General features: G+C 65.2%; 22 protein-coding genes, 1 tRNA gene and 1 pseudogene. 7 read left to right on the top strand and 17 right to left on the bottom strand.

Translation table 11 applies throughout. The features are described from left to right. Window positions 1-29 precede the first annotated feature (29 nt). A complete protein-coding gene (locus ACVWWN_RS09960) occupies window positions 30-749 on the bottom strand; it encodes a response regulator transcription factor (protein ID WP_457143752.1) in 720 nt (239 codons plus the stop codon). A 127-nt stretch (window positions 750-876) separates the two neighbouring features. Here ACVWWN_RS09960 and ACVWWN_RS09955 point away from each other — a divergent pair, with 127 nt between their 5' ends. Together ACVWWN_RS09955 and ACVWWN_RS09950 are read left to right on the top strand one after the other, a co-directional pair. Beyond that, on the top strand, window positions 877-1,611 hold the full coding sequence (locus tag ACVWWN_RS09955; protein WP_457143751.1) for a hypothetical protein: 735 nt from the start codon (window positions 877-879) through the stop codon (window positions 1,609-1,611). A 25-nt stretch (window positions 1,612-1,636) separates the two neighbouring features. Then, window positions 1,637-1,711: transfer RNA gene (locus tag ACVWWN_RS09950), tRNA-Thr, on the top strand. 263 nt (window positions 1,712-1,974) lie between these two features. On the opposite strand, the gene ACVWWN_RS09945 is transcribed toward ACVWWN_RS09950, so the two are convergent. From ACVWWN_RS09945 to ACVWWN_RS09910, 8 genes are all read right to left on the bottom strand, one after another. Then, a complete protein-coding gene (locus ACVWWN_RS09945) occupies window positions 1,975-2,793 on the bottom strand; it encodes a class I SAM-dependent methyltransferase (protein WP_457143750.1) in 819 nt (272 codons plus the stop codon). Beyond that, window positions 2,790-3,869 carry a hypothetical protein gene (locus ACVWWN_RS09940; RefSeq protein WP_457143749.1) on the bottom strand — a complete coding sequence of 360 codons (1,080 nt, stop codon included), beginning with the start codon at window positions 3,867-3,869 and terminating at the stop codon, window positions 2,790-2,792. The genes ACVWWN_RS09945 and ACVWWN_RS09940 overlap by 4 nt, the downstream gene beginning before the upstream one ends. Continuing rightward, entirely contained in the window at window positions 3,866-4,081 is a 216-nt protein-coding gene (locus ACVWWN_RS09935; protein WP_457143748.1) for a hypothetical protein, read from the bottom strand. The genes ACVWWN_RS09940 and ACVWWN_RS09935 overlap by 4 nt, the downstream gene beginning before the upstream one ends. Window positions 4,082-4,938: 857 nt before the next feature. Beyond that, window positions 4,939-5,181, bottom strand: coding sequence for a DUF1918 domain-containing protein (locus ACVWWN_RS09930; RefSeq protein ID WP_457143747.1), 243 nt, complete (start codon window positions 5,179-5,181; stop codon window positions 4,939-4,941). A gap of 411 nt (window positions 5,182-5,592) precedes the next feature. After that, the gene (locus ACVWWN_RS09925; RefSeq protein WP_457143746.1) at window positions 5,593-5,766 is read right to left on the bottom strand and encodes a CsbD family protein; all 174 of its coding nucleotides are present in this window, start codon (window positions 5,764-5,766) and stop codon (window positions 5,593-5,595) included. 124 nt (window positions 5,767-5,890) lie between these two features. Next, window positions 5,891-6,370: a hypothetical protein gene (locus ACVWWN_RS09920; protein ID WP_457143745.1), complete on the bottom strand. Its 480-nt coding sequence runs from the start codon at window positions 6,368-6,370 to the stop codon at window positions 5,891-5,893. Continuing rightward, window positions 6,367-6,957 carry a hypothetical protein gene (locus tag ACVWWN_RS09915; protein ID WP_457149069.1) on the bottom strand — a complete coding sequence of 197 codons (591 nt, stop codon included), beginning with the start codon at window positions 6,955-6,957 and terminating at the stop codon, window positions 6,367-6,369. Before ACVWWN_RS09915 ends, ACVWWN_RS09920 begins: the two co-directional genes overlap by 4 nt. Before the next feature lie 715 nt (window positions 6,958-7,672). Continuing rightward, on the bottom strand, window positions 7,673-8,140 hold the full coding sequence (locus ACVWWN_RS09910) for an N-acetyltransferase family protein (protein ID WP_457143744.1): 468 nt from the start codon (window positions 8,138-8,140) through the stop codon (window positions 7,673-7,675). Window positions 8,141-8,252: 112 nt separating this feature from the next. Here ACVWWN_RS09910 and ACVWWN_RS09905 point away from each other — a divergent pair, with 112 nt between their 5' ends. The 3 genes from ACVWWN_RS09905 (at window position 8,253) to ACVWWN_RS09895 (ending at window position 12,603) form a co-directional block, all read left to right on the top strand. Next, window positions 8,253-9,005, top strand: coding sequence for an ABC transporter ATP-binding protein (locus tag ACVWWN_RS09905; protein WP_457143743.1), 753 nt, complete (start codon window positions 8,253-8,255; stop codon window positions 9,003-9,005). Continuing rightward, a complete protein-coding gene (locus ACVWWN_RS09900) occupies window positions 9,005-11,572 on the top strand; it encodes an FtsX-like permease family protein (protein ID WP_457143742.1) in 2,568 nt (855 codons plus the stop codon). Before ACVWWN_RS09905 ends, ACVWWN_RS09900 begins: the two co-directional genes overlap by 1 nt. Window positions 11,573-11,664: 92 nt before the next feature. Further along, window positions 11,665-12,603: an esterase/lipase family protein gene (locus ACVWWN_RS09895; protein ID WP_457143741.1), complete on the top strand. Its 939-nt coding sequence runs from the start codon at window positions 11,665-11,667 to the stop codon at window positions 12,601-12,603. Between the two features lie 48 nt (window positions 12,604-12,651). On the opposite strand, the gene ACVWWN_RS09890 is transcribed toward ACVWWN_RS09895, so the two are convergent. The 4 genes from ACVWWN_RS09890 to ACVWWN_RS09875 all read right to left on the bottom strand — a co-directional run bounded on the left by ACVWWN_RS09890 (window position 12,652) and on the right by ACVWWN_RS09875 (window position 18,107). After that, complete coding sequence (locus tag ACVWWN_RS09890) at window positions 12,652-13,698, bottom strand: acyltransferase (protein WP_457143740.1); 1,047 nt, start codon at window positions 13,696-13,698, stop codon at window positions 12,652-12,654. A 277-nt stretch (window positions 13,699-13,975) separates the two neighbouring features. Beyond that, window positions 13,976-15,319 (bottom strand): cytochrome P450, encoded by a 1,344-nt coding sequence (locus tag ACVWWN_RS09885; protein ID WP_457143739.1) that lies wholly within the window; start codon window positions 15,317-15,319, stop codon window positions 13,976-13,978. 922 nt (window positions 15,320-16,241) lie between these two features. After that, on the bottom strand, window positions 16,242-17,033 hold the full coding sequence (locus ACVWWN_RS09880; protein ID WP_457143738.1) for a class I SAM-dependent methyltransferase: 792 nt from the start codon (window positions 17,031-17,033) through the stop codon (window positions 16,242-16,244). A 9-nt stretch (window positions 17,034-17,042) separates the two neighbouring features. After that, window positions 17,043-18,107: a histone deacetylase family protein gene (locus tag ACVWWN_RS09875; protein ID WP_457143737.1), complete on the bottom strand. Its 1,065-nt coding sequence runs from the start codon at window positions 18,105-18,107 to the stop codon at window positions 17,043-17,045. A gap of 25 nt (window positions 18,108-18,132) precedes the next feature. Here ACVWWN_RS09875 and ACVWWN_RS09870 point away from each other — a divergent pair, with 25 nt between their 5' ends. Continuing rightward, window positions 18,133-19,209 carry a P1 family peptidase gene (locus ACVWWN_RS09870; RefSeq protein WP_457143736.1) on the top strand — a complete coding sequence of 359 codons (1,077 nt, stop codon included), beginning with the start codon at window positions 18,133-18,135 and terminating at the stop codon, window positions 19,207-19,209. Then, window positions 19,206-21,143: a CocE/NonD family hydrolase gene (locus ACVWWN_RS09865; protein WP_457143735.1), complete on the top strand. Its 1,938-nt coding sequence runs from the start codon at window positions 19,206-19,208 to the stop codon at window positions 21,141-21,143. Before ACVWWN_RS09870 ends, ACVWWN_RS09865 begins: the two co-directional genes overlap by 4 nt. A 32-nt stretch (window positions 21,144-21,175) precedes the next feature. Here ACVWWN_RS09865 and ACVWWN_RS09860 read toward each other — a convergent pair. From ACVWWN_RS09860 to ACVWWN_RS09845, 4 genes and pseudogenes are all read right to left on the bottom strand, one after another. Continuing rightward, a pseudogene (locus ACVWWN_RS09860) lies at window positions 21,176-22,485 on the bottom strand (DUF222 domain-containing protein). 119 nt (window positions 22,486-22,604) lie between these two features. Then, the gene (locus ACVWWN_RS09855) at window positions 22,605-22,904 is read right to left on the bottom strand and encodes a hypothetical protein (protein WP_457143734.1); all 300 of its coding nucleotides are present in this window, start codon (window positions 22,902-22,904) and stop codon (window positions 22,605-22,607) included. Between the two features lie 28 nt (window positions 22,905-22,932). Next, window positions 22,933-23,763 carry an FAD-dependent oxidoreductase gene (locus tag ACVWWN_RS09850; protein WP_457143733.1) on the bottom strand — a complete coding sequence of 277 codons (831 nt, stop codon included), beginning with the start codon at window positions 23,761-23,763 and terminating at the stop codon, window positions 22,933-22,935. Next, entirely contained in the window at window positions 23,756-24,901 is a 1,146-nt protein-coding gene (locus ACVWWN_RS09845) for an aromatic ring-hydroxylating oxygenase subunit alpha (protein ID WP_457143732.1), read from the bottom strand. The genes ACVWWN_RS09850 and ACVWWN_RS09845 overlap by 8 nt, the downstream gene beginning before the upstream one ends. Window positions 24,902-24,905 lie beyond the last annotated feature (4 nt).

The following is a 24,905-nucleotide window of genomic DNA, read 5'->3' as shown; positions in this document are numbered from 1 at the left end:
GCGCACTTCCCGGCTCTTCGCGCAAGCGCTCATCGCGGTTCGCGGAGGACGTATCCCACGCCCCGCAGTGTGTGGAGCAGGCGCTTCTCACCGGTGTCGATTTTACGGCGCAGGTACGAGACGTAGGACTCGACGACGTTGACGTCGCCGCCGAAGTCATAGCGCCATACGTGGTCGAGGATCTTGGGTTTGCTCAGCACGGTGCCCGCGTTGATGATGAAGTACCGCAGCAAGGTGAACTCCGTCGGCGAGAGTGAAACCGGCTGGCCGGCCTTCCACACCTCGTGGGTGTCCTCGTCGAGCTCGATGTCTGCAAAGGTGAGCCGGGCGTTCCGGGGCTCCTCGATACCGCGGCCCGACCTGCGCAGGATCACCCGAAGCCGCGCCACCACTTCTTCCAGGCTGAACGGCTTGGTGACGTAGTCATCGCCGCCGAGCGTCAGGCCGGCGATCTTGTCCTGCAGCGTGTCGCGGGCGGTCAGGAACAGCGCGGGTGAGTCGATTCCGTCGGCGCGCAGCCGGCGCAGCAGACCGAACCCGTCCATTCCGGGCATCATCACGTCGAGGATGACGGCGTCGGGGCGCACTTCGCGCGCCTTGTCCAGGGCCGCGGGCCCGTTCGACGCGGTATGGACCTCGAAACCCTGGAACTTCAGACTCACCGACAGAAGCTCGACGATGTTCGTCTCGTCGTCCACGACGAGGACGCGGGCCTCCGGAGTGTTGTCAGGTAGTGCAGCCATCGCCATTCCGCCAATGTTCGCGACTTCCCTTGGAATCATGCTGCAAGAAGCCTGTCAACTTCCTGTGAGTTTGATTCCCGTTAGTCGCGACGAAGCATCCGGTGACCTGACCATACGCCCATAAACTGGGTCGATGAACCTCGGCAAAACCCTTACGGACCTGGCGACCGCACCGATGCGCGTCGGCCTCGCGGTCGCCGACGCCGGCCTGGGAGTGGCCAACGGCGCCCTCGGAGTCGCGCAGCGCACGCTCGGCGAAGCCAACACGAACACCTGGTCAGGCTCGGCTTCGGTGGCGCATATCCTGGGGATCGACGACGCGGTCGAGCGGGCGAACCGGTTGGCCCGGCTGATGGACGAGGACCAGCCGCTGGGCCGGGCGCTCGCCCCGGACGGACCGATGGATCGCCTGCTCAAGCCCGGTGGCCTGGTCGACCGGCTGACCGCGCCCGGTGGCGTGCTGGACCGGCTGACCCAGGAGAACGGCGGGCTGATGCGCGCCATCGAGCCCGGCGGCCTCGTCGACCAGCTGCTCGACGAGGACGGCCTGATCGAGCGACTGCTGGCCGAGGACGGTCTGGCCGACCGGCTGCTTGCGGAAGGCGGCGTGGTCGACAAGCTGACCGCGCGCAACGGGCCCCTGGAACAACTCGCCACCGTCGCGGACACCCTGAATCGGCTGGCGCCGGGGCTCGAAGCGCTGGAGCCGACGATCGAGGCGCTGCGCGACGCCGTCATCACGCTCAGCCAGGTCGTGAACCCGCTGAGCAGCATCGCCGACCGCATTCCGTTTCCCGGAAGGCGGCCGCGAGGACGGCCGACGACCCGGCCGGTGACATCGCAGCGCATCATCGATGCCGACGAGTGAAGCCCGATAAGCTTTGAGCCCGCAGGCCTCCTTAGCTCAGTGGTAGAGCACTCGCCTTGTAAGCGAGCGGTCGTCAGTTCAATCCTGACAGGGGGCTCCACTCGCGGCTTGATCCGGCGGCTAACTGTCGGTGGCGAGTCATAGCGTCGAGCGCATGAGACAGTGCCGCGGCTGGTTCAGCACTCTGGAAGCGGCCTGAATCCGGCGAAGCGCGGACTGACGGCGTTTTGGACCGCAAGTACCGCCGACAGCGATACGCCAACGGTCAGTCGGACTGGCATGGGCTCCGATGGCACTGATCACGCCGGCCGGATCGGCCTCCGGAATGCGAATAGTCCCACGGCTGGCACCGGTCTATGCGGATTAGATCCGGTCTATGCGGATTAAATTCAGCCCTACCTGTGCGTAAGCGTCCGGCAGGACGGACCAGCGCCGCCACGCCTCTTTCACGCTTCCAAAGTCGTACGGGAGTTCACCTACCTCACTTACCAGGTCCACCAGCAGAGCGTAGGTTTGCGTAAAGAGTTCTAGGTTTCCGTTGATCGTAGAAGGTATCAAAAGTGAAAGGGTGCTACCGGGAATCCACGTGGAGCTCTGCAAAAGCGCTTTCTCGATACGGTTGGCCACACTTCGATCACGCCCCATACGCCCCTCTTGTTCTGCGTAAGCGGCGAAAAACGCCGTGAACTGCGGAAGCATCGGGTAGAAGAAGCGCACGGAATCATTGGCGTCGGTTATCAGTGCTGTTCCGCCGGGCCGAGTCAGCTGCGAAACGCAGTCGAGTGCTGCCGGAATATCCTCAAGATGCTGAAGCAAAAGGCGCATCAGGACGAAATCGTACGTACCATTGTGATCAAATAGATGACTTTTTTCAAATGAAATATTATTGGTGCGTGTCTCCTGATTGGCAATACCGACAAGCTCAGGGGAGATGTCAATGCCGGTGTAACTCTTGTCGGGGAATCGTGCCGCGATCTGCTTGAGGTAATATCCGTTTCCGGTTCCGACATCAAGCACAGTACGAGCCTCATGCCATTGAGGTGACGTGTAATAAAAGCTGAGTTCTTGAGCGATTGCAAACTCGGTCTGAAGCCGCTGCATCTGGTCCCAGATTCTCTGGATAACTGCTTTGTGGGTACCGAAGTGCGGATCGGGTTCAGCGTCGGATTGTCGAGTAGTCATCCCACACCCCGCGTAGGGAGATGTGCTGTCCCATTACTAATTTCAATGTACGCGATCAGCAGGTACATCCGGTGGGGCCCGTTGAAGTCGCCATCGATCACCTCAGCAGCCATGCAGGGAAGGAAAGACTTACAGCTAAATCGATCATCTGGGTGAGAGCTGTTGATCCTTAGTGGAACAGTCGCTCGAGCGAACCCATAATTCTTAACCACGGTTTCGGTTAGCTTCAGCTGCTCCTGCAAGAACTCGTTCCAGTCCTCGCTGTCTGAAAATTTCTCCATCCGTTTGAGCAATCGGTCCAATGTAAGCGGTCTGTCCCCCTTCGCGGCGGTCTTGCCTGCATAACCGTAGAGGCGGCTAAACTCTTCATCAAAGTCGACAACTCTCGTCGGGGCATTCGGGTCGTCGAACTCGCCATATCTCGAGAATGTGACTTCGACAACCGAAAACGGATAGAACCGGGTGATCGACTCAGACAGCATGCCACGGAGTTTCTGCACAGGATCAGGTGACGGCGCCTCAAACTTACTTTCGATTTCTTGGAGAGCCAATTGCAAGTTACTTATAAGTGTGTCATCTTTAGCATCGATCACATCCTTCAGAGCTCCGGGTATATCTACTTGGAAGTCGTCTAAAGCGGGAAAATCGTTGCCCGCAATGGAGTCGATTTCCTCCAAAACCTTGTCCTGTCTCCATTCCTGATAAGCCACTGCAGACTCATAAACGGGAAGATCGTCTTTCGAGTCGACCATCAGAATCACGGGGGTTTCGTTCTCGCGGGCGCGACGATATCCAAGTTCGTAGGTCACGGTGGGATTACGCTCCGACAGCAGCGCGATCAGAATATCAGCGTTATAGATCTGCGAGAGCGCATTTCTGGGGATCTGATCCGTAACGGCCCTCGCCACTTCCACGTCGTAAGTTAAACGCATTCCCGTCGTGTGAGAGCCGGTAGGGACCACCTGACACTTCTCTTCTATAATGTATTTGAGGCGTCTGAAATTCAGAATTGCCTTCCTGCGTTCCGCTCCCGGCCTGCCAAAAGGCATCGCCACCACCACATTCCTTTGCCTCATTTCCACACCTCTTTCTTTTTACTCGGGAGTGGGAGCGGCTCGACCAAACAGATTGAGATCGTCATCACCGGCGAGAGGCCCAGATGAAGCTTTTGAGTGAGGCGATGGCCGATGAAAGCGGCGAGCGCCTGTTCGACGTCGCTCATGTCCGTGCTCTTGTTCTTGATCGTGCCTTTTGACTGTGACAGCAGGCCGTTGGTGGCCCTTGCCATGCATTTCGGCCGCCGATCCAGCTATTCGACGTCCTACAGACTCCGGCGTCGCTGTTCTTCATCGCCCGGTTCAGCTCATCAGTCCAGTGCCGACCGGGACGCACCATGTCGGCGTTGAAAAGGATGTCGTTCGCCGGCGGCGGCTCGTGCCGTAGCAACGACCTGCGCGCGTTGTCCTCACCGAACTCGGCGCTGGCATGACTAATGAAGATTCGGTACATGGCCGTGCCAAATCAGAAGGCGCGCCGTCGCCGCGCCGGTGTTTCCCCGATCGTTCACCGCTACCCCTCACGTCGGTTGGTGGGAGTGTATGCAGGGCTAACGATCGGGGAATAGAGTAGCGAACTACCTGCTTCGCGCGGTCTTGTGGCATCGACAAACTTCCCCGGAATGCCATTCTTTTCTCCGGCTCGAGCTCACCCGCCTAGAGGCGATGGAGCGTGACGCCATCGTCCGTAGCCTGTCGGAGGGCGACGTAGCAAGGTCGACGCCGCCGAGACGACGTCCCACGCCACGATCTACCGCAAGATCAAGACTTCGGCATCACCTGAAGGTTCAGACCGACGGGGTGCAGCACCCTGGCCGCACCACAGTCCCTAACAGGCGGTGTTCGGTGTTCGCCGGTGGATTCGACCTCCAAAGTCGATGCGCGGTCGCGGGATTCGATCAGATCGACGACTCCCCCGGTGCTGCGTGCGTCTGCGTGAGTCATGCGGGCGGGAAGTGTTGGCGCCCCGCATAGACACCAGTAAGGAGTCGCGGCGATATCGAGAAAACTCTCGCAGGCCGCGTGTACGCGGTGGTCCACCTACATCGTGCTGCTGATGCATCTTGGGTTCGATTAGCGTGGGCCGCGGCTATGTGCCTCCGCGGCTGGCCCGCGCCGATGCCCGCTCGGCCGCCTGGGTGTGCTCGGCGGCGGTGACTATCACCGCATCCGAGCCCGGATACACCGTGGCCTCGTGGCCGGTCACGAGCCAGCGCACCACATAGGGTGGCGAGCCGTCTTGCGAGCGGACCTCGATGATCTCCGCATGCTGATCATGCCGTTCGGTAGTCGAGCCCTTGACCACCAGGAAGTCGCCCACCTTCGCCTTCATCGCCCGCTCCCTTCCTCAACCGTGTGAGATCGCAGACGCCTCCATCGTGCGCGCGATTCGAACTCGGCGGAAGCGGATCGGACAAGGTGAGTTCGAAAGTCCGTCGTCCCGGCCTACGCCACGCCAGGATCTACCGCACGATCAAGGACTTCGCATCACCTGAGGATCCTGCGCACCATCTCTTCCCAGGGCGCCAGTCCAGTCGCAACAGCTTTCGAGAGACTTGTCCGTGGACTGGTTCGCGACTTGCGTGACAGCCCGGGCACCCAGATACACATTTCCACTTTCCCGGCCGCGGACATCGCCTCGTCAGGTCAATCCTGACAGGGGCTCCGCGTTCAGCGCACGGACGAATATGGTTCGGCCCGCCCCCGCGGGAATCTGAGGGGACGGGCCGAAACGAGCAGATTCCTATTTTTTGAATGCGTCTTTGACCTTCTCGCCTGCATCCTTCAGACTCGACTTGGCCTGATCGGCCTTGCCCTCGTTCTCGGTGCTCTTATCGCCGGTTACCTTGCCCAGACCTTCTTTGGCCTTACCGCCTAGGTCGTCGATCTTGTTGCTTGCCTTGTCGTCGGCTCCCATGATGCGTCCACTTCTTTCTGGTGAGTTCGGGACTCGGAATTGAGCCTCACAGTTCGGATACCTCACCCTGGTGATTCCGAAACGCCGCTGTGACATGAAACTCGCCGGTGGACGCGGAGCGGCCTCAAACCGCGAGCAGTCGGTCGAAGAATTCTCGGTAGCGTTTGAGGGCGACTCGAAGATCCTCGGTGGACGCTTCTTCGCCGCGACCCCAGTGTTGTTCGAGGCGCGAACGCGCCTCTGTGAAGCCCCTCGTCAGGTGTTCGACCACATCCGACACCAGACCATCAGCCTTGTGCACGCAGTCTTCGGGGTCGTCGACGAAGCCTTTCTGGACGTGGTCCCACCGCGCACGGAGTTCGGCAAGCTCGCCCTCTGCGAAGAGCGGTCGGTCAGTTGATGCTTGCGTTCCAGACTGGACTGGATCTGCGGTCTCGCCGGCCGGTTCGGTACGTGTGATCACCGGGCCGCTGTTGGCGGGCGACGAAAAAGCTTCATGCCCAGTTTGATTGGCGATCGGACCCTCCGTCTGTACGTGCTCAGTCGGCGCGTTCGACAGACCGAGGGGAGGCGTGGTCTCGTTGCGTTGATCGTGCGTGGTCATGCCCGTGCCTCCTGTGCCTTATCGGTGCCGTGCGGCCTGCCATTGTTGTTGTCCGCAGAGAGCAGCCTCTCGAAGAGCGCGCGGTAATGGACGAACGCCTGGCGCTGCTTCTCGGTGCCGACGTCCACGTTCTGCTGCGACAGGTGAATCGTGTGCGCAGCCCGGTAGTTCTCTACCACCGCTGGGTGATCGACGGAGATATCGGCGGCCCGCTGATCGAAGTCGTCGACGGGGTACCCGCGTTCGCGCATGACTTCGGTCACGAGCCGATCGGCTTGGCCCACCGCGGCCGCCGGACTATCGACGAATGCAGTCTGTACTGCGCGCCAGCGGTCCGCGTACCCCTCTAACGCAGCCCGTGTCAGTGGACGGATGTCGAGCTTGTCTCTCTTGCGTTCGCGCGCGACAAGTTCTTTTTCGGCCGCCTTTTGTTCGCCAGCCTCGGCAACTGTTCGCTCGTACTCGGGGCCGAACTGTTCTTTGAGGCGTTCCGTCCGTTTACGCCTCGCCGCCGAAACGGCGAGGATGAGACAAGCGACGGCTACCACGACAATCGCTGCGATGAAAAACCATCCCCAGATAGGCATTTGGAGCTCCTTTCGTTGATTGGTGAAGCGTGGGGAACCTCGGCGGTCAGTAGTAGTGGCGGCGGCGACCAACAGCTCGGCCGGTCGTGTGCAGGAGTGCGGGCAAGATGAGCCCGAGGATGACGAGAATGATTCCGAGCACGATCATGGTTCAACCTTCCTGGCTTGGCGCCGGATGCGGCGCTTCATAATTCGGACCGGTCAACAGTGCTTGGCACTGAAACCAATGAAAGACCCTCTGGGGAGGTTGCAGTACACCCCTAGGGCGGTAATCTCTGGCACAGCCTCAGCGACCGGGAATCCGAGATCCTCGCGCGCATCGCGGGAATCAACAGCAACGGGTGGCCGGGATGGACTCGCGTGAGCCAGCCGATCAGCCGCGATCGTCGACGTGCGGTTCACGGAACACGTCGACGCGATAGCGTCCGGTCGCGGGTTCGCGGAGCCATGTCTGGTGGTGGTTCGCCAGCTGTTGGGGGAACGGCCACATCAGGCCGTCGTGACGTCCCATTCCAAGCCGGGGAATGCGGCCATGATTCGCCGAATCGCATTGCTAGTACGGCTATTACGAGATCGCCGCGGGCACGGGCGGCGACACCGGTGAACAACTCCAGCCCCACCCGGCCGCGAGGTGCCCACGGCGCCGTGACCCCCGACATACGCCGGGCGACTTGAGTGGCTGTCCACGCCTCCCACAGATCGCTGATCTCGGGCTTCACGCGTCACCGCTGATCGTGCGCATTGCGATCGCGATCGCGCCGCGTCCTCGGCCAACCAATCGAAACCCCTTTCGTTCGTATAAGTGCGCCGCCGGGTTCCGTTGGTGCACGTTCAGCATGATCGCCTCGTACCTGCCCGTGCAGCGCACGATCAACTCGTCGAGCAGCGCGCCACCGACACCGTTTCCGCGCATCCCGGGCCTGACGGCGATGGTGAGTTCAGGAAGCGAAACGGCGTCCGCGTCCACCAGAAGCGGAGGGTCGTGGTGAAAGGTCCAGACGGCTCCTGACCTGAGGTCGGTCGCATCTTCGGCGACAACTGCCACGTCGTCGCTGCCCGGCAGTAGGCTTTGCGTCTCTTCCGAGTCCACGTCCGGAAGGGGCCAATCCTCGATGACGCAGGCATGGCGAGCCATCTCGACGATGAAGGCGCCATCTCGTGCGGTTGCGGCGCGCAGCCTCATATCCGCAGTAAGGGGCATTCGTCCAGCCGACGGTCGAGTATCGCTCTACTCCACCCCTGGCGACGTACGCGAGTGACTATTGATCGATCACCACACGCGAGAGGGCTCACCGATGCTGCCTGACGAGACATTCGGCGCGGATATCGCCGCAGTCCAACCCATGACGCCGGTACTTGAGCTCAGGGGCGTCGGCAAGACGTACCGCAGGGGCGACGAACAGGTGCAGGTGCTTGTCGACTTTGACTTCACGCTGGACGCGGGGGAGTTCGTCGTCGTGACCGGGCCCTCGGGGGCCGGCAAATCGACCCTCCTGCATATTGCCGGCGGATTGGACGCACCGGACAGCGGCACTGTGGCGGTGACCGGCCAGGATGTGTGGTCGATGAGGACCGGCGCACGCGCGGCGTTCCGTCGGCGCAACCTCGGATTCGTGTTCCAGTTCTTCAATTTGGTGCCGATGCTGACCGCTGTCGAGAACGTGTCGTTGCCGCTGGTTCTCGACGGTATACCGGCCCGATCAGCCGACGCACGCGCGCGGGAGCTACTGGAACGGGTCGGGCTCGGCGACCGCGCGCGGCATCGGCCGGCCGAATTGTCGGGTGGACAGATGCAGAGGGTGGCGGTGGCGCGCGCGCTGGTGGCCCGGCCGTCCCTCGTCCTCGCCGACGAGCCGACCGGCAATCTGGACAGCCATTCGTCGACCGAGGTTTTGAAACTCCTACGCTCACTGTCAGACCAGGACGGCACGGCGGTCGTCCTGGTGACACACGACCAGGCGGCCGAACGCTACGGCTCGCGCAGGCTGAATCTCGTCGACGGGCGTGCGTACGCCGTCGACGCCGCCACGCCCGGCGGTGAGCAGTGATGCAAGCGCTGCGCGCCGGATGGCTGACTTTCCGGCGGCTCCACGTCGCCGCGTTGATCGCCGACCGGCGCCGGACGCTGCTCAGCGCGATCGGCGTCGCCTTGGGCGTCACGGTGGTACTCGGGACGTTGATGCTCAAATCCGAGCTCGTCCGCCCGTTCGAATCGTTCGGCCCGGCCCTCACTCACGCCGCCGACAGTGGCGTCATCGAGGTCAGCCCGAACATCAACGGGCGGTTGCCGATCGAGACAGTCAACCGCTTACGCGCCGAGGTCACGGGTGCGGACGCGGTCATCCCCATCGTCGCCGCCCTGATGCCCGTGGACATCGCCGGCAACAGTCACGGGTTCTTCCTGCTCGGCGGTTCCTGCCAGATCGAGTTGCTGGTCGGCCCCTTCGATTGCGAGCAGCGCGCCCACAGCGTCGGCCCCGCAGCCGGACCCGGGGTGCCGCTGCAAATGCCCGAGGCCATTGCCCAGCGACATGGCCTGAAGCTCGGCGAGGAGGTGCGCATCCCCGGCCTGCCACCAGGTTCGGCGCACCTGGGCTGGACATTCCCGGAGTTCGACCGCGTCGAGGGCATCAACGACGGCTACGTGTTGTTGGCCCCTTCCGCGGACATTGCGGCCGGCATGCTCTCGACCCCCGGTTACGCCACCGCCGCGTTCGTCCTCCCGAGCCACGGCACTTACCGCACCGCCATCACGGCCGACATCGACCGCGCCATCTCCGGCGTCGCAACGGCAGGCCCACCTCGCCCGCACCTGCCTGCCGTGTTCGAGAACAGCAAGCAGAGTTTCGACCTCGTCGCGTTGGCCGGCATCATCGTCGGCATCCTCATCGCCGTGAACACCATCCTGCTGGCCGTGGAGGACCGGCGAGCGGTGATGGGGACGATCGGCGCGATCGGCGCCAAACCTCTCGGGTTGTTCGGCGGGATGCTCTGCGAAGGCGCCTTGGTGGGCCTCCTCGGGGGACTGCTCGGAGTCCCAGGCGGTTTCCTGCTAGGGACGTATCTGGTGGACAGGTTCGGGAAGGCCATGTTGGCCGGGTCCGGCGGCACCATCACCGCGGACTTCACGCCGAACCTGATCGTGATCGGGGCAGCCGCGGGCGTCGTGTGCGGGGTCCTCGCGATGATCGGGCCGGCCGCCAGGTTGGTCCGCGACGGGCCGCTGGCCTCGATGGCGAGCGCCGGCGGGGTGCAGCGCGCCAGGAAGATACCGGTGTGGCCGCTGGTCGTCGGGGTTGCTCTCCTGGCGGGCTCCGTCGTCGTGTTGAAGATCTTCGAGCGCGGGTCGCTGCCGCTGAGCGTGGGCGTCAACGGCATGACGGTGGCGTTGTGCGGGGTGGTGCTGGTGACGGTGTGGATCGCCCCGCGTGGCGCCCGGCAATTGACCGAGTTGCTCACGATCGCGCGCCCCGCCGTCGGGCGTCTGCTGGACGCCGATATCAGGCGCTACGCGCTGCTGTTCGCGCTCTCCGCCGCGCTGCTCGCCGAGAGCACCAGCCTGGCCATCGGCTCACAAAACATGCAACTGCTCGGCGCCAGGCAGATTGCCGCGCAGAAGGCTGACCGGTTGCCCGGCGCCTTGTTGATTTCCGCCCAATCGGTGCTCGATCAGCGGGACGGCCGGCTATCCGACTCCACGTTCGATGTGGTGACCGAGGCCGCCGACGGGCGGAGCCTGTCTTCGCGCTGGCGGTCGACCATCTCGTCGGGGACGTCATCGCGCCTCGTCGTCGGCGTCACACCGGGCGATTGGTACAGCCAAGCGTTGTATGAGCCGACCGATGTCCCTGACGGGTTCTGGCAGGGTTTGCGCGACGAGGAGATCGGCCTGAGCGAGATTGCCGCCAGCCGGCTCGGTGTCGGCAGGGGCGACACCGTCGAGCTGCCCACCGTCAAAGGGCCGAAGCAGTACCGGGTGGCCGGCATCGTTGCGCCACGGATGGTCGATGACGCCGCAGTCGGCGATATCGTGCTGGTCTCCGAAAGATTGGCGCGCACCGACTGGGCTGCCGTACGCGACCAGGTCGCGGTTGCCTATCCGTCCGTCGTCGACGCGACGGCCCACCGTGCCGATTTCCTCGACCTCGGCGCCGGATTGTGGGTGTATGACAACGAAGAGTGGCGCGCGGTGGCCACCACGGGGATCACCCGGTTCCTGGAGCCGCTCACGATCGCGGGGTACGTGGTGATGCTTGCTGCCGGCTTGAGCCTGCTGAACGTGTTCGTGCTGGGACTCGTCCAACGCAAGCGTGAGCGAGCCGCGTTGCGGGCGATCGGGGTGACCCCGGGGCAAGAACAGGCCGTGATCGTCGCCAACGCCGCACTGCTCGGCCTGCTGGTCGCCGGCCTCGCCGTGCTCGGGGGTATCGGCCTCACGTATCTGTGGTCGTTGGGCTCATCCGTGTACTACGGCATCAAGATCGAATGGGATGTGCTACCGCTGCCGCTGTGGACCGGAGTGGCGGCCGTGTTCGTGCTCGTCCTGACCGCCGCGGTTTATCCGGTGGTGCATGCGCGGCGGCTGGAGACCGCCGAGGTACTGCGAAGCAGTTAGCCGAGAATCCGGGCCGCGTTGACGGCCGTGGATAGACGATCAGAGTTCGCTGCCTTCGCGAGTACTCATGTTCACACGAGTACCCAGCACCTATGAAAACAGGTAGTGCAGTACTGATTTCGTCCGCTTCATGGCACGGAAGTATTCACGGTGAGCGTGATCCGCTCAGCACCGCAGCCGAGAACGGAGCACGTCATGAACACAAGGCGGCCACGGTGATACCGCCCCGGGTTGCGGTCGGCGCCGCCGGCAGGCTGGCGTGGCGAGTGGGGCGCGCCGCCGTCGTGCAGGTATCTGAAGTCGCGCTGGTCGCCTCGGTGGCCACCAACATGGTCCGGCAACTCGTCGGGGTAGACGACGACAGGACAGGCGGCTCGTCGCCGACAGTGGCCTCACGCGGTGACCCGTTGCCGCGCCCCGTGCTGTTGGTGCACGGATTCTGCGGCACGCAGTCCAGCTGGTCTGTCCTGGCCGAAACCTTAAGCGCCCATGGCTTGATCGTCGTCGTGGGCTCCTATCCGTCATTCGGGACGTCGGTGGAACAGCTCGCCGATCATCTGGTAGCCGAGGTCGAACAGATCGTGGAGCACACCGGCGCACAGAAGGTCCATCTGGTCGGACATAGCCTCGGAGGGGTCGTCATCGCCCAGGCGATCGCCAGCGGTCGGCTCGACGGGCGTGTCGATACGGTCGTCACCCTGGGATCACCGTTCGGCGGCTCTCCGTGGGCGAGTCTGTTGCCGTTCGGCGGCATTGCGCGCGCGCTGCGAGGCGGTTCACCGCTGCTGCGCCGGCTTGCCTCGGCGCCGGTGCCCGAGGGTGTGCGATGGCTGTCTTTCACAGCGTCGTTCGACATGATCGTGCCCGGTCTGCGCTCGGTGCCTCGGAACAGCGATGTCCAGAGCCTCACTGTTGGCGACGTCGGACACAACGGAATGCTGATGAACACCAGGGTGATTCGGCACATCGTCGACGCTCTGCCGGGCTGCGGTCATGGACCGCATGCCTCGGCACACGCGGTGCCCGCATAGGAGCGGAAGCACCGCCCATCGGCTCCCTTTCCGACTGAGACGCGGCCGTCAGCCGTGAACGTCGCGGTGCAATCGTGGAATGTCGTCGCCTGCGCGCCGAAACCGGTGCATGTGTAGCCGAATCGCGGGGCTCGATGCCGCTTCGAATTCCCGGGGCGGCAATGACATCTGGAAGACCAGTCCGCGGCCTGCCGCCCCGTCCACGAGGGCACCGAGTCCGGCGACGGGTAGTTTCAACACCAGCGTGCAGTAGGACGGAAAGGTGTCCTCGAACTGGATGCGATAAACGCCGACGCCGCTCAGGTTCGTGACAAGAGGGTTCCACCGAGCCGAATTGAACGCCGTGGATACGCAGCGAGCGGCCCGCCACGCTCCGGCAGCGTCCAAGAACTGTTGATTGACGCGCATGTCGCAGTGTTCGTCGGCGAAATGGTTCACCATATGGCGAATGCGTTCGGCAATCGAACTGGCGGTCTCTCCCTGGTGTACGTCCACGTTGAGCGTCGTGATGATATTGCCGATGAGCATCGGGTCGAGGCCACAACGATTCCGCGCATTCACGGCGATCGCGAGGATACGATGCTCCACCGCGGGATCGGCATTCATGAGCGCTTCCGAAACATGTGCGCATACCACGTCATTCGCGGACAAGCGCATCCGGTTGCCATACGCGTCTCGCATTCGGGCGATTTCTTCTTCTCCGAAGTACAGACTCAGCGTCCGCTGTCTTCGCGCATCCTTCGCGAGGTACAGCGCACTGCGGGCAAGTTCGGGAAGCCCCAGGCAACGTACGCCAGGCTCGCGAGCCCCATCCGCAGGGAGATGCTCATCGAGGTAGGCGGCGCGGTCTTCGACGATCAACGGCTGCGAGAGTGGCGTTGCTGCTGCGGCGGCGGCCCACGCGTTCATAAAGTGCATCAACGTCTGCATGTCGCCGATCGCGTGGTGCCATGAGAAGCCGATCGCGGTCGCATCGTCCGCAAGATGGGTGATACGCACCTTGCACAGGGGACCCCATCCCCATCGAGCGATCGCGCCGTTCACCGGGTCGACGAGCCATCCCCCGCTGTCCTCGGACCGAACGGATCGCTTCACGAAGCGTGCGACCGGACGATACACACGTGAAAGGCACCCCATGTCCCGCACATTGGATTCGCATCCCGCCGACACCCATGGCCATTCGACCCGCGAAGACCGGAAGGTTCTCCAGCGCCTGCGCAAACGCATCGGCGAGCAGTTTGGTGTCGAGATGCCGCTCGAAGAAGAAGACAACATGGATCGCCAAGTTGGCGACAATGGCATCGCCGACATTGCAGCGGATTTCGAACCGCTCTGTGCGCCTTGGTTTGATCAGTTTCGTCGACACGGTGCGCTACGTTCGGCGATTCACTGCTCGGCGGTCAACTGCGATGCGGCCGCCGAGTTTCGGAATATGAGCGACTCCCCGGAAGTACGACTTCTCGTCGGCGGCGGCATCGGTCCGGACCCGGAAATTCCGGAGCACCGTCCGCAGCACGATGTCCATTTCGGCGATCGCGAACTCAGCGCCGATGCACCGCCGGGCTCCGCCACCGAACGCCAACCATGCCGGTGCCGCCGGCCCGGTGCCGCGGAAGCGATACGGATCGAATTGTTCGGGGTGAGGGAAGATTTCCGGATTCTCGTGAAGATCGGCGATGCGCACGACCACTGTGCGGCCGTGCGGAATCCGCCACTCGCCGAGGTGGAAGTTCGGCGCGCTGACCCGGCGGCCGGCCACATCGATGACGGTGCGTACCCGTAGCACCTCCGAAATCGTGGCCCGACGGAAGTCGCTGCCTCCCTCGTCGACCTCTCTGATCAGTCCGGCCAGCACGTCCGGGTGCCGCCGCAACCGCTCGAACGCCGAGCCCAGTGCCGATGACGTGGTTTCGTGGCCCGCACCGATGAAGGTCAACAGTTCGTCGCAGATATCCAGCCGCGGCAGCCTACTGCGCACCAACACGGCCAGGATGTCGGTCCGCTCATCGAGACCCGGATCGGCATAGGCGTGAGCGATCAGCGTCAATGCGATCCGGTTGAACGCCTTGCGGAACTCGTCCAGCTTCCCCCACGGACTGTGACGTCGGACCGCGGACGGCGGCGCCGGCGCGAAAGCCACGAGCTGTCCGAGTTTCATATAGGGCGGGATGATCCCACGGAGTTCTTCCAGTTCGTCGCGTTCCGACTGAGCAGCGTCGAACAGCGTGTGCAAGACCACGTTCAAGGTGATCCTGTTCATCGGTTCGAGTATCCGGAATTCTGTACCCTCAGGCCAACTCGCGCTTTCACGCAATGTCGCGTCCGCGACCACCGTCTCGTAGCTCTTGAGGCTCTGACCGTGAAATGCCGGTGCGAGCAGCCGGCGCCGATCGCGATGCCGGCTGCCGTCGAGCCCAAACATCGACCCGGGCCCGAACCAATTGCTCAGATTCGGCTGCACGTTGACCAATTCCTCGGCGCCCGCGGCACACACCGCCCTCACCAGAGCCGGGTCGGAAACGACGACCGACCGGCCAAAGAACGGGATGTTGATTTCGAAGATGGGGCCGTGCCGCTTGATCCAATGCCGCATCGCCGTGCGGCGAAACACCGCGAACCCCACACCCTGCGCGACCTTGGGTAAGCGCACTGCCGGCGGGTACAACCCGTTCGGCGTCGACGTTCGGCACGGATTCGCGATGGCCGGATCGGTCATGCGCTCCCCAAACTGCGATGTGGCCTCGGCACCACCGCGGGTCACCAAACGTACTCCGCGTCGCGCACCGGAGAGATCGCTCGACGACATTCGTCCAAGTCGACTCGTCAGGACCGGACGGCTTGCACCGCATCGGCGATGGCGTCCGACGGCAAAGTCCAGATCCTCGTCCACCATCGGAGTGGAAAGTGCCAACACGCGTTCGTGCCGGCCTTGAGGGCACCGGTGACTGCGCGCTCGATGGGCTCAAAGCGGTGGCCGAGGACCAGCGACGTATAGTGTTGTTGCAGTCCAGGATTCGAGCGCCGCTTTCGTCGGTGAGCCACGCGCCCTGGCCGCTGCGCGCCATTGGAACGGCCAGCGGGACGAAGAGCGTCGACCGGGATGTCCCACTGGGGATGACCGCGCGAGCGCGGGCGGAGAGATCCGCGGGGAACTCGGTGGTCGGAGAACGAGCAAGCCCTTCTCGAAGCAACGGTTCTGGACAAGGTTGGCCACCTGGCCGTCGGGAACCTCGACGCCGATGAACAAGCCCACCCCGCGGACGTCCCTGACGATGTCGGGGCCACATCGCGCAGCGCGCTGCACATCTCGGAGTAGATCGGGAGATAGCAGTCGGAGGCCGAGTGGTGGAGGATCTCGGCGGCTTGCCGCTGCACAGGCTTGAGGTCACCGTGATCCCGGCGTTGAAGTCGAGAAAAACGTTGCCGTCGACGTCCTCGACATTGCACCCGTGGCCGCGCTGCGGGACGAGGGGATAGGCGCGCGGCAGGGACGGGCTGATGACGGCGTTGTCCCGGGCCAGGACTTCACAGGCGCGGGGGCCGGGCAGCGCCGTCCGGATTCGCGGCGAGTTCGGGTATGCGTCCTGTGCGGCGGTGATGTTCAACAGGTTTCTCCTTTGAGGTCTGTACGCGGCCCGCTAACTGTCTCGGCGCAGCCGCCAGATCGCCTCCGCCGGCCAGCGCCGGGCCCAGGCCAGCGCCGCGGCCGACCGGTACGAGCTGATGGCGTCCGGCGCAGGCCGCGGCTCCATCAAGTCCTCGACCACGAACCCGTTCGCGCGAAACAGCCGGATCCATTCGCCGTACGGCAATTGGAAGCACACTTCTTCCCCGTAATCGATGGTGTGCATCCCGAAGTAGTCGAGCGCCAGCCGCTCGCCGACCTCATCGGCGTCGAGTGGCCAGCAGATCGTCTCGAACGGCGAGTGATGGTTGAATGCGAACAGCCCGCCGGGACGGAGCAGGCGCGCCACTTCGGGGACGGTCCGGTATGGGTCCGCGAAAGTCATTGCACCGTGGTCGCAGAACACCACGTCGAAGCTGGCGTCCGGGAGCGGCACCGCCTCGGCGCTGGCATGGACGAGCGGGAACTCGACGCCGGCCTCGGCCATCAGCCGGCGAGCGTGCTGGAGCTGGCGATCGGACAGGTCCAAACCGACCGGACGGGCGCCGAGCCGGGCCAGCGCGATCGACCATTGCGCAGCGCCACAACCGAATTCAAGGACGTCGCGACCGGCGACATCGCCGAGCACGCGCAGCTCGGATTCGGACATCTGCGTCGTTCCCCAGGCGTACCCGCCGCTGGCCGCCAAGTCGTCACCGTGAGTGGACTGGTACTCGTCGCTGTAGTCGTCCCACATGGCCCGGTTGCGGACGGCGTGTTCGGTCAGGGTGGCGGGGTCGGTCGGCGGGGCGGGGTCGCTCGGCATTCAGTCATGCTAGAGAGACCCCAGCCCGTCCAGCGCCGAACCGACCAGCTGGCCCAATGTCGGTAGATGGTAGCCGCCCTCCTGCACGACAACGGTGGGAAGTCCGAGCGCGCCCAAGGCATCTCCGGCCCGCCGGTAGCCGTCGACCGTCACCTGCAACGGACTCTCGGGATCGTCCACCGCTGCGTCCACCCCGAGGGCGAGCACGAGGGCGGTGGCGCCGCAGTCAGCGGCGGCGTCTGCGGCGCGCTCGACGGCCGTGAGCCATTCCTCGTCCCCGGACCCCGGCGCGACCGTGAGGTTGAGATTGGCATTCTGTCCCGCGTTCCGCCCCGTCTCGTCCGCGAAGCCGACGTGATGTGGGAACCAGCCTGCACCCGGATCGACGTGCACCGATGCCGTGAAGACATCGGACCGCTCGTAGAAGATCGCCTGGGTGCCGTTGCCGTGATGGGCGTCGATATCGATGACAGCGACTCTCGCGTAGCCGGCCTCGCGCAATCCCTGTGCGGCGATCGCCGCGTTGTTGAGGTAGCACGACCCGCCGTACGCCGACCTCGTCGCGTGGTGACCCGGTGGCCGCGTCAGCGCGTATACACAGGGCGTGCCGGAGGCAACAAGGTCCACCGCCGTGCGGGCCACGTGGGTGGCTGCGCGCATCGCCCGCCAACTGCCTGGGCCGATCAGCGTCATCGTGTCATAGCAATACATTCCCACCTGGGCATGCAGTGCCGTGGGCATCCGACTTGGGAGCCCGTGAAGCAGTTCCGCGCTGGGTAAGAGATACGGCACCACGCGCTCCGCGCCGAGGTCGGGGTAGCCGGCGGTGACCCACCGGTCCCACACCGTGGCGAGATGGTCGATCAACTCGGCCGAATGCACGCGGGTTAGCCAGGTGTCATCGAACTCGCGCGCACGCACCACGTCGTGGCCTAGCCCGCGCAGGGTCGATTCGATGACGGCGACGCGTTCGGCGACCTCGGTGCCCGGAGTGGTCACCCCCAGCCAGATCTCCGCCCCGGGGTCGTGGTCGCGGCAAAGCGGGTCGACGACCAACGGAATCCGCCCCGCCACCTGCGCAGCATGACACGATGCGCGGATGAGCGGAAGTGTTCGCCTGGCCGACTGGTCGATCACCATCGGCACGCTCCCCCGTGGGCACACCAACTCGGTACTGGATGTGCCGGGCGTCGGGCTGGGCCACGCGACGGTGATTTCGGATCAGCCCGAGCCGCCGGCCGGCGCGGGCATCGCGCGCACCGGCGTCACAGTTCTCGATCCCGGCGGGGATCTGTGGGCTTCTCCCATCCCGGCGGGAGTGTCAATCCTCAACGGCGCAGGCGAATTGACAGGTCGCACGCAGATCGACGAGTGGGGCCTTGCCGAAACACCGGTCTTCCTCACCTCCACCATGCAGGTCGGTCGGGTCTACGACGCGGCGTGCCGGCTACTCATCGACGAGCAGCCGCGGATCGGAGTCGACGACGTGGTTATCCCGATCGTCGGTGAATGCGACGACTCGTGGCTGACCGACAGCCGCCGCATGCACGTGCAGTACGACGATGTGGCGTCCGCCCTCGCGGCGGCACGCCGGTCGGTCGGCGGCGATCACGTCGGCCTCGGCGCCGTCGGTGCCGGGACAGGGATGTCCTGCTTCAGCTGGAAGGGCGGCATCGGGTCGGCGTCGCGGTTGCTTCCGGACGGCCACGTCGTCGGGGTTCTGGTGCTCGCCAATTTCGGGTGGTGGGATCGACTCACGATCACCGGGGTGGCTGTGGGCCGCGCCCTGGGTCCGCCGCCGCATATCGCACCGCCACCTGCCGGCTCGTGTCTCGGTGTGGTGGTCACCGACGCGCCGATCGACGCCGCGGGTTGCGCCCGGCTGGCGGCGCGGATGGGCCTCGGGCTGGCCCGCACCGGATCGACCGCCCACCACGGCTCCGGTGAGATATTCCTAGGCCTGGCACAAGGTTTGCGCATGGATCGATCGACCGCCAGGGCGGCGGCCGCCATCTGCGGCACAGGCCTCGACGCCTACTTCGAAGCGACCGTCGATGCGACCGAGGAGGCCGTGCTCGACGCGCTTCTGAGCGCCACGACGACCACCGGAGTCGGCGCCAGGACCATCGAGGCGCTTCCGCTCGATCGAGTGCGCACGATATTAGGAGTGCAGTGACAGGTACCCGCCGCGACGAGTGGATCCCGATGTCCGACGGTGAGCGCCTCGCTGTCACGCTCTACCTTCCCCAGAGCGGTGTGCGGCCGTGCATCCTCGAGGCGCTGCCGTACCGGAAGGACGACCTCACCGCATCCTTCCGCCCCGAATACACCCGCCTGCGAGACGAATTCAGCTATGCGGTAGCACGTCTGGATGTCCGCGGCACGGGCAGCAGCAGCGGACGCGCGACCGACGAATACCCGTACCAAGAGCAGCGCGACCTGGCGGAGGTGATCACCTGGCTCGCCGCCCAGGACTGGTGTGACGGCAACGTCGGCATGTACGGCACGTCCTACAGCGGCTTCAACTCACTGCACATGGCCGCCGAGCACCCGCCCGCGTTGAAGGCCGTGATCGCGATCTACGCCACCGACGATCGCTTCACCGACGACGTGCACCTCTGCGGCGGTTCGCGACGTTGGCTGGACCTCGTTGACTACTGCCACTACATGACGCCGATGAATGCGCTGCCACCCGTGCCCGCGCTATGGGGTGACGGGTGGCGCCACGAGTGGGCGGCGCGGATCGCCGAGCACGAGCCGTGGCTGTGGCGGTGGCTCGAGCACACCCGCCGCGACGGATACTGGGAGCACGGATCGATCCGCCCGTCCTACGACGACATCGGGTGTCCGGTGCTCATCGTCGCCGGCTGGGCGGACGGCTACCGCAACAACTCGTTCCGCACCGTCACGGCGTTGCGCGCGGCGGGACGGCACGCCGAACTATTGGCCGGACCGTGGCCGCACGCGGCGACCTCCTCGTGTCTACCGGGCCCACGCATTGACCTGGTACCGGAGATGGTCGCGTGGTGGGACCGGTGGCTGCGTGGCCGCGCTCCGACCGTCGAACCGCCGCCCGTGCGCTGGTACGCGAAGGCCTCACACCGGCCGGCGCCCGACCTCGATCACGTCCCCGGCGCGTGGCGAGCCGACGAGTGGCCGACGCCGCGCACGAGGGATCGAAAATGGCCGCTGTCGCCGAAGCCGCCGTACCAGGTGGTCGCCGATATCGGGCTTACCGCGTGGCTCTCGTGCAGTGGACACCTGCCTTGGGGTCAAGCCGACGACCAACGCGTGGACGACATCCGGTCGCTGACGTGGGACTGGCCCCTCGCCGACGCTCTGGAGATCGCCGGATATCCACTTGTGCGACTGCGGATTTCGGCGACCGCATCGGTAGCCGGTGTCGCCCTGCGACTGTGTGACGTGGCACCGGACGGCACGTCGACGCTGGTGTCGCGCGGCTTTCTGAACCTGACCCGTCGCGGGGGGATGGCGACGGCGGCGCCTCTCGTCCCCGGTGAGGTGTACGACGTCGACGTCGAGATCGACGCCACCGCCTGGCAGTGGACACCGGGCCACGTGCTGCGACTCGCGTTGGCCGGCGCCGACTGGCCGAATGTCATCGCACCTCCCTCGCCGTCGGCCCTGACGGTCCACGGCGGGGAGATGGTGCTGCCGGCCTACGATCCGGCCGGGAACCCTTATCCGGCACCGGTATTCGAACCGGGAGACGAGACGGCCGACGAGGAACCCTCCGCCGTCACCTGGCGGACGTCGCGAGACGTTCTCGCCCGGGTCACCGGTGCGTTCGTCGAGCACGGCGGCGCGCCCTACGACACTCCGTATGGCCGCGCCGGCGAACACTACGTGGGCGAGGTGACCGTGCAGACGGAGACATTCGCGCAGTCGGCGCGATCTGACGTCACGTTCGTGGTGCACTACGACGACGATGGGTCGGGCGTAGCCGTCGACTGCGTAGCCCACTCGTTGCTCCGCGTCCAGGCCGACGGGACCGATCTCGACGTGACGATTGAGCTGACTTGCACGGAAGGGCAGCAGGTGGTCGGAGAGCGGCGTTGGCATCGACGGTTCAGCCGCGATCTCGCATGAGCGGTGGTGTTGACCGGCTGCGGTGATTGAACCTAATTCAGTGTGGGTGGTGGTTGGGGTTGGAAGGGTTGATACCACCAGCAGTGGGCGCGTTCGCCGGTGGGTCCCGGATACGGTGGGACCGCCGATGGGGGTTGGGTTGGGGGGCGGGCCAGCGATCCCGGGGTCAGGGTGCGCCCGGCGCTGTCGGTGACGCACAACTGGGCTGGGGGTCCGGTGATGGTGATGCCGCCGCGGTGGTGCAGCCGGTGGTGATAGGGGCACAGCAGCACCAGGTTGTCCAACTCGGTGGGGCCGCCGTCTTCCCAATGCCACAGGTGATGAGCATGCAAACCCCGGGTGGCCGCACACCCGGGCACCGCGCAGCTGCGGTCGCGGTGCTCCAGGGCGCGGCGCAGCCGGCGGCTGATCACCCGGGTCGCCCGCCCCGCCCCGATCGGCTGACCGGCGCGTTGGAACCACACCTCGCAGGTGGCATCACAGCTCAGGTAGCGCCGATCGGCAGCCGACAGCAGCGAACCCAGATGCAACTGAGCGACCTGGTCCTTGACATCGACGTGGACCACCACGGTGGTGTGCTGCCCGTGCGGGCGGGCCGCCGCCTCGGCGTCCCAGCCGGCATCCACCACCGCAGAAACGCCGCGCCGGTGGACGGGAGCGGCGGCCGCCGCCCGGACGCGTCACCGCCGGCGGCGTGATCGCGTTTGCCCTCGGCGACCAGCGCCTCACGATGAGACCGCAGGGCCGCGTCGAACTTCGCCGCCTCCAGATGCGGCAACGTGATCCGATACTGGGTGCACGTCTCATCAGAGGTGGAGCTGATCGAAACCCGCGGCTCGGGGTCGGGCCGGGGCTGGGGCTGGGACTCGGGGCCGGGCTGGACGTCGGGCTGGACGTCGGGGTCGGGGTCGGGGTCGGGTCGGGGTTCGAGCTTGACCGCGGTGCGCAACTGCGACACCGAGGCGACACGGGCGAACTCCGCGTAATGCTCATCGGAGCCATCGGCGGCGCCGCCGGCGATCACCCCGACCTGATCCAACGACAGCCGACCCTCCCGCATCCCCTGCCCGCAGCGCGGAAACACCGGCAACCGGTGCGCGATGGCGGCGATCGTGGCGGCGTTGCCCGACGAGGCGCCCAGCTTCCAGGCCACCAACGCCGCGATCGACCGCGCCCCCGTCGACCCGCACAACCCGTCGTGATCCAACTCCGCGACGATCTGCACAATGCGCCCATCAATGGCATTGCGCTGCCCCGCCAACTCCGACAACTCCCCGAACAACACCTCAACCCGCTCCCCAGCCCGCACCACCGCCACCTCAAGCGACGCGGTCGAAGACATAACCCCATCATCGCAGCCAGGTCCGACAAATTCGGGCCACCCCAACCGGCCGTCAGATGTCAACAGGCTCAGCATGTTCGGCCACCAACCGCTGCGCAGCCGCGCCAGGAAGTCGAGGTTCACACCATCCAGTTCGCGACGTAGGAGGGATCGGTGAGCGCCGGCCGGTCGAGGTGAAAAGCAGAGAGATCATAGGAACTTTTGCCCTCAACCGCCATGTCGGCGAGGAGGCGTCCGAACAGTGCCGCGAACTTGAACCCGTGCGCCGCGCCGAGACCGACTGTGCTGGGATGTCCGGGAAGTCGATCCACGACGAAGTCTCTGTCCGGAGTGAGCGTGTAGAGACAGCGTTTGGACCGGGCCGGGCAACCGGAACCGGGCAGGACGTTGCGCACGAACGCCGAAAGTCGTTCGCGCATCACTTCGTCAGGCTCGCCACTCCGGTCATCACCCGTGACGATGGGGTCCGCCGCAGTCCTGTGCGGCCTTGACCGTCGCTTCGCCATAGGTGGGGAACCCGTAGTAGGACGGCTCGTCCATCCAGATCCAGACCGGAAACACGTCCGGACCGAACTCCGAAGGCCGGGACGGAGGGAAGTAAGTGACCTGCTCCTCGGTGACGGTCACAGGCAGGTCGACGCCGAGCGGGGCGAGCAGGCCGGCGGTCCACGCATCGGTGGTGACCACCACCCGTCCCGCGCTGACCACGCCGTTGGAAGTGACGAGCTCAACATCGTCGGCGCCGGGCACGATCGCCTCGACATGCGTGTGGTCATACAGAGCGGCGCCGAGTTGGCGGGCGCGCCGGGTCATCGCGGCGGTTCCCGCGGCGGCGGGGACAATTCCGGTGCGGGCCTGATGGATTGCGGTCGTCCCGGCGGGCAGCACGAACGCCGGCCACCGTTCGCCGACCGCGTTGACATCCAGAACGTCGTAGGTGATGTGATGTGCCTTCATCGACGACGTGTAGTCGCCCATGGAGATCTGTCCGCCGGGCGGAAACAGGTCCAACCCACCGGTGACCGTCATGAAACTCTCGCCGGTCTCGTCCTCGAGGCGGGACCACTCGTCGTAGGCGCCGAAGGTCAGGGCGACGTAGGCCGGGCTGTGGTAACTGTGCCGGATGATCCGCGAGGTGTCGTGCGAGGCGCCGCGCTCGTGCCCGAACTCGAATGCCTCGATGCCGACCACACTCAGCCCGCGGCTCGCGGCGTGCCATGCGGTCGAGCTGCCGAGCGCCCCGAGGCCGATGACAGCCAGGTCACAGGTCTCAGCCATGGCCGGTCGAGCCGAGGCGTTGGAGCCGGGGAAGCAGCCAGCGTCGGATGTCGAGGGAGGAATCCTCCATCGGCGCGAACCATCCCTGCGTGTAGTACCGCGACGACATTCCCCGCTGCACCGATTCGCAGATGGCCCAGTCCTGCCGGTTGACCAGATCCCAGAGATCACCGGCGTCCGTGGGGTCGAAACCCGGCTTCGCGGCCTCGTCCGGCGCGAAGAGCAGATCGCAGGTGATCTCGGTGCGGTCAATCCCGTTGGGCTGCAGCATGAATGCCGCAACGTGTTCGGCCGCCAACGACAACAGCAGGTTCGGGTAAACCAGCTCGCCCTTGTGCCGCACCCGTTCGGCGTCGTCGAGGTCGGGGAACGGCGCCCGGTCGGTCGTGCCGGACAGGGTGAACGTCCAGGAGCCCTCGCGGTGCGGGATGCCGTCGTCCCACGCGAGATCGGCGGCGCCGCCACCGAACGCGGGCACCAACCGGGACAGTTCCGGGTGAACCGGGCCGCAGTGATAGCACTCGTTGTAGTTCTCGGCGATCACCTTCCAGTTCGCCGCGACCGAATAGGCCAGCCGCATACCCACCACCAACGTGTCGAGTGGATAGCGCCGCACCCGTTCCGGCACCGGACTCAACGCCTCGACGACGGCAGGCGCCTCCAGATCCTCGGTCAGCCAGAGGAATCCGCCCCAGGCCGCGGCGCGCAATGCCCGTAACCCGAAGGCCGAGGTGTCGAAGTCGACGTCCTCGGTATGCGGCGCATGCAACAGCCGGCCGTCCAGCCCGTAGGTCCAGGAGTGGTACGGGCAGCGCAGTGATTTCGCGTCGCACGGCCCAGGCGGCCTGCCCGGCTCGACCGGCACGACCTGGGAGCCCCGGTGTCGGCACACATTCGCGAACGCGTGCAGCGATCCGACTCCGTCGGCGGTGACGATGATGGACTCCCCCAGAAAGTCCACGACCGTCCGGCGATCGGCACGGACGTCGCCCGACGCGGCAAGACCGAGGTCGTCGAGGCGACCGACACACATCCACTCCCGCCGCAGCATTTCCGCCTCGCGCACGAAGGACGACGGGTCCGTGTAATGGTGCCGATCGAGGGCCGGCTGAAGTCCTCGCAACGGTGTCGGCGACACAGCG

Source organism: Mycobacterium sp. URHB0021 (assembly GCF_054057895.1).
Note: the sequence above shows the minus strand (reverse complement) of the source record. Positions and strands in the feature narration are given on the sequence as shown.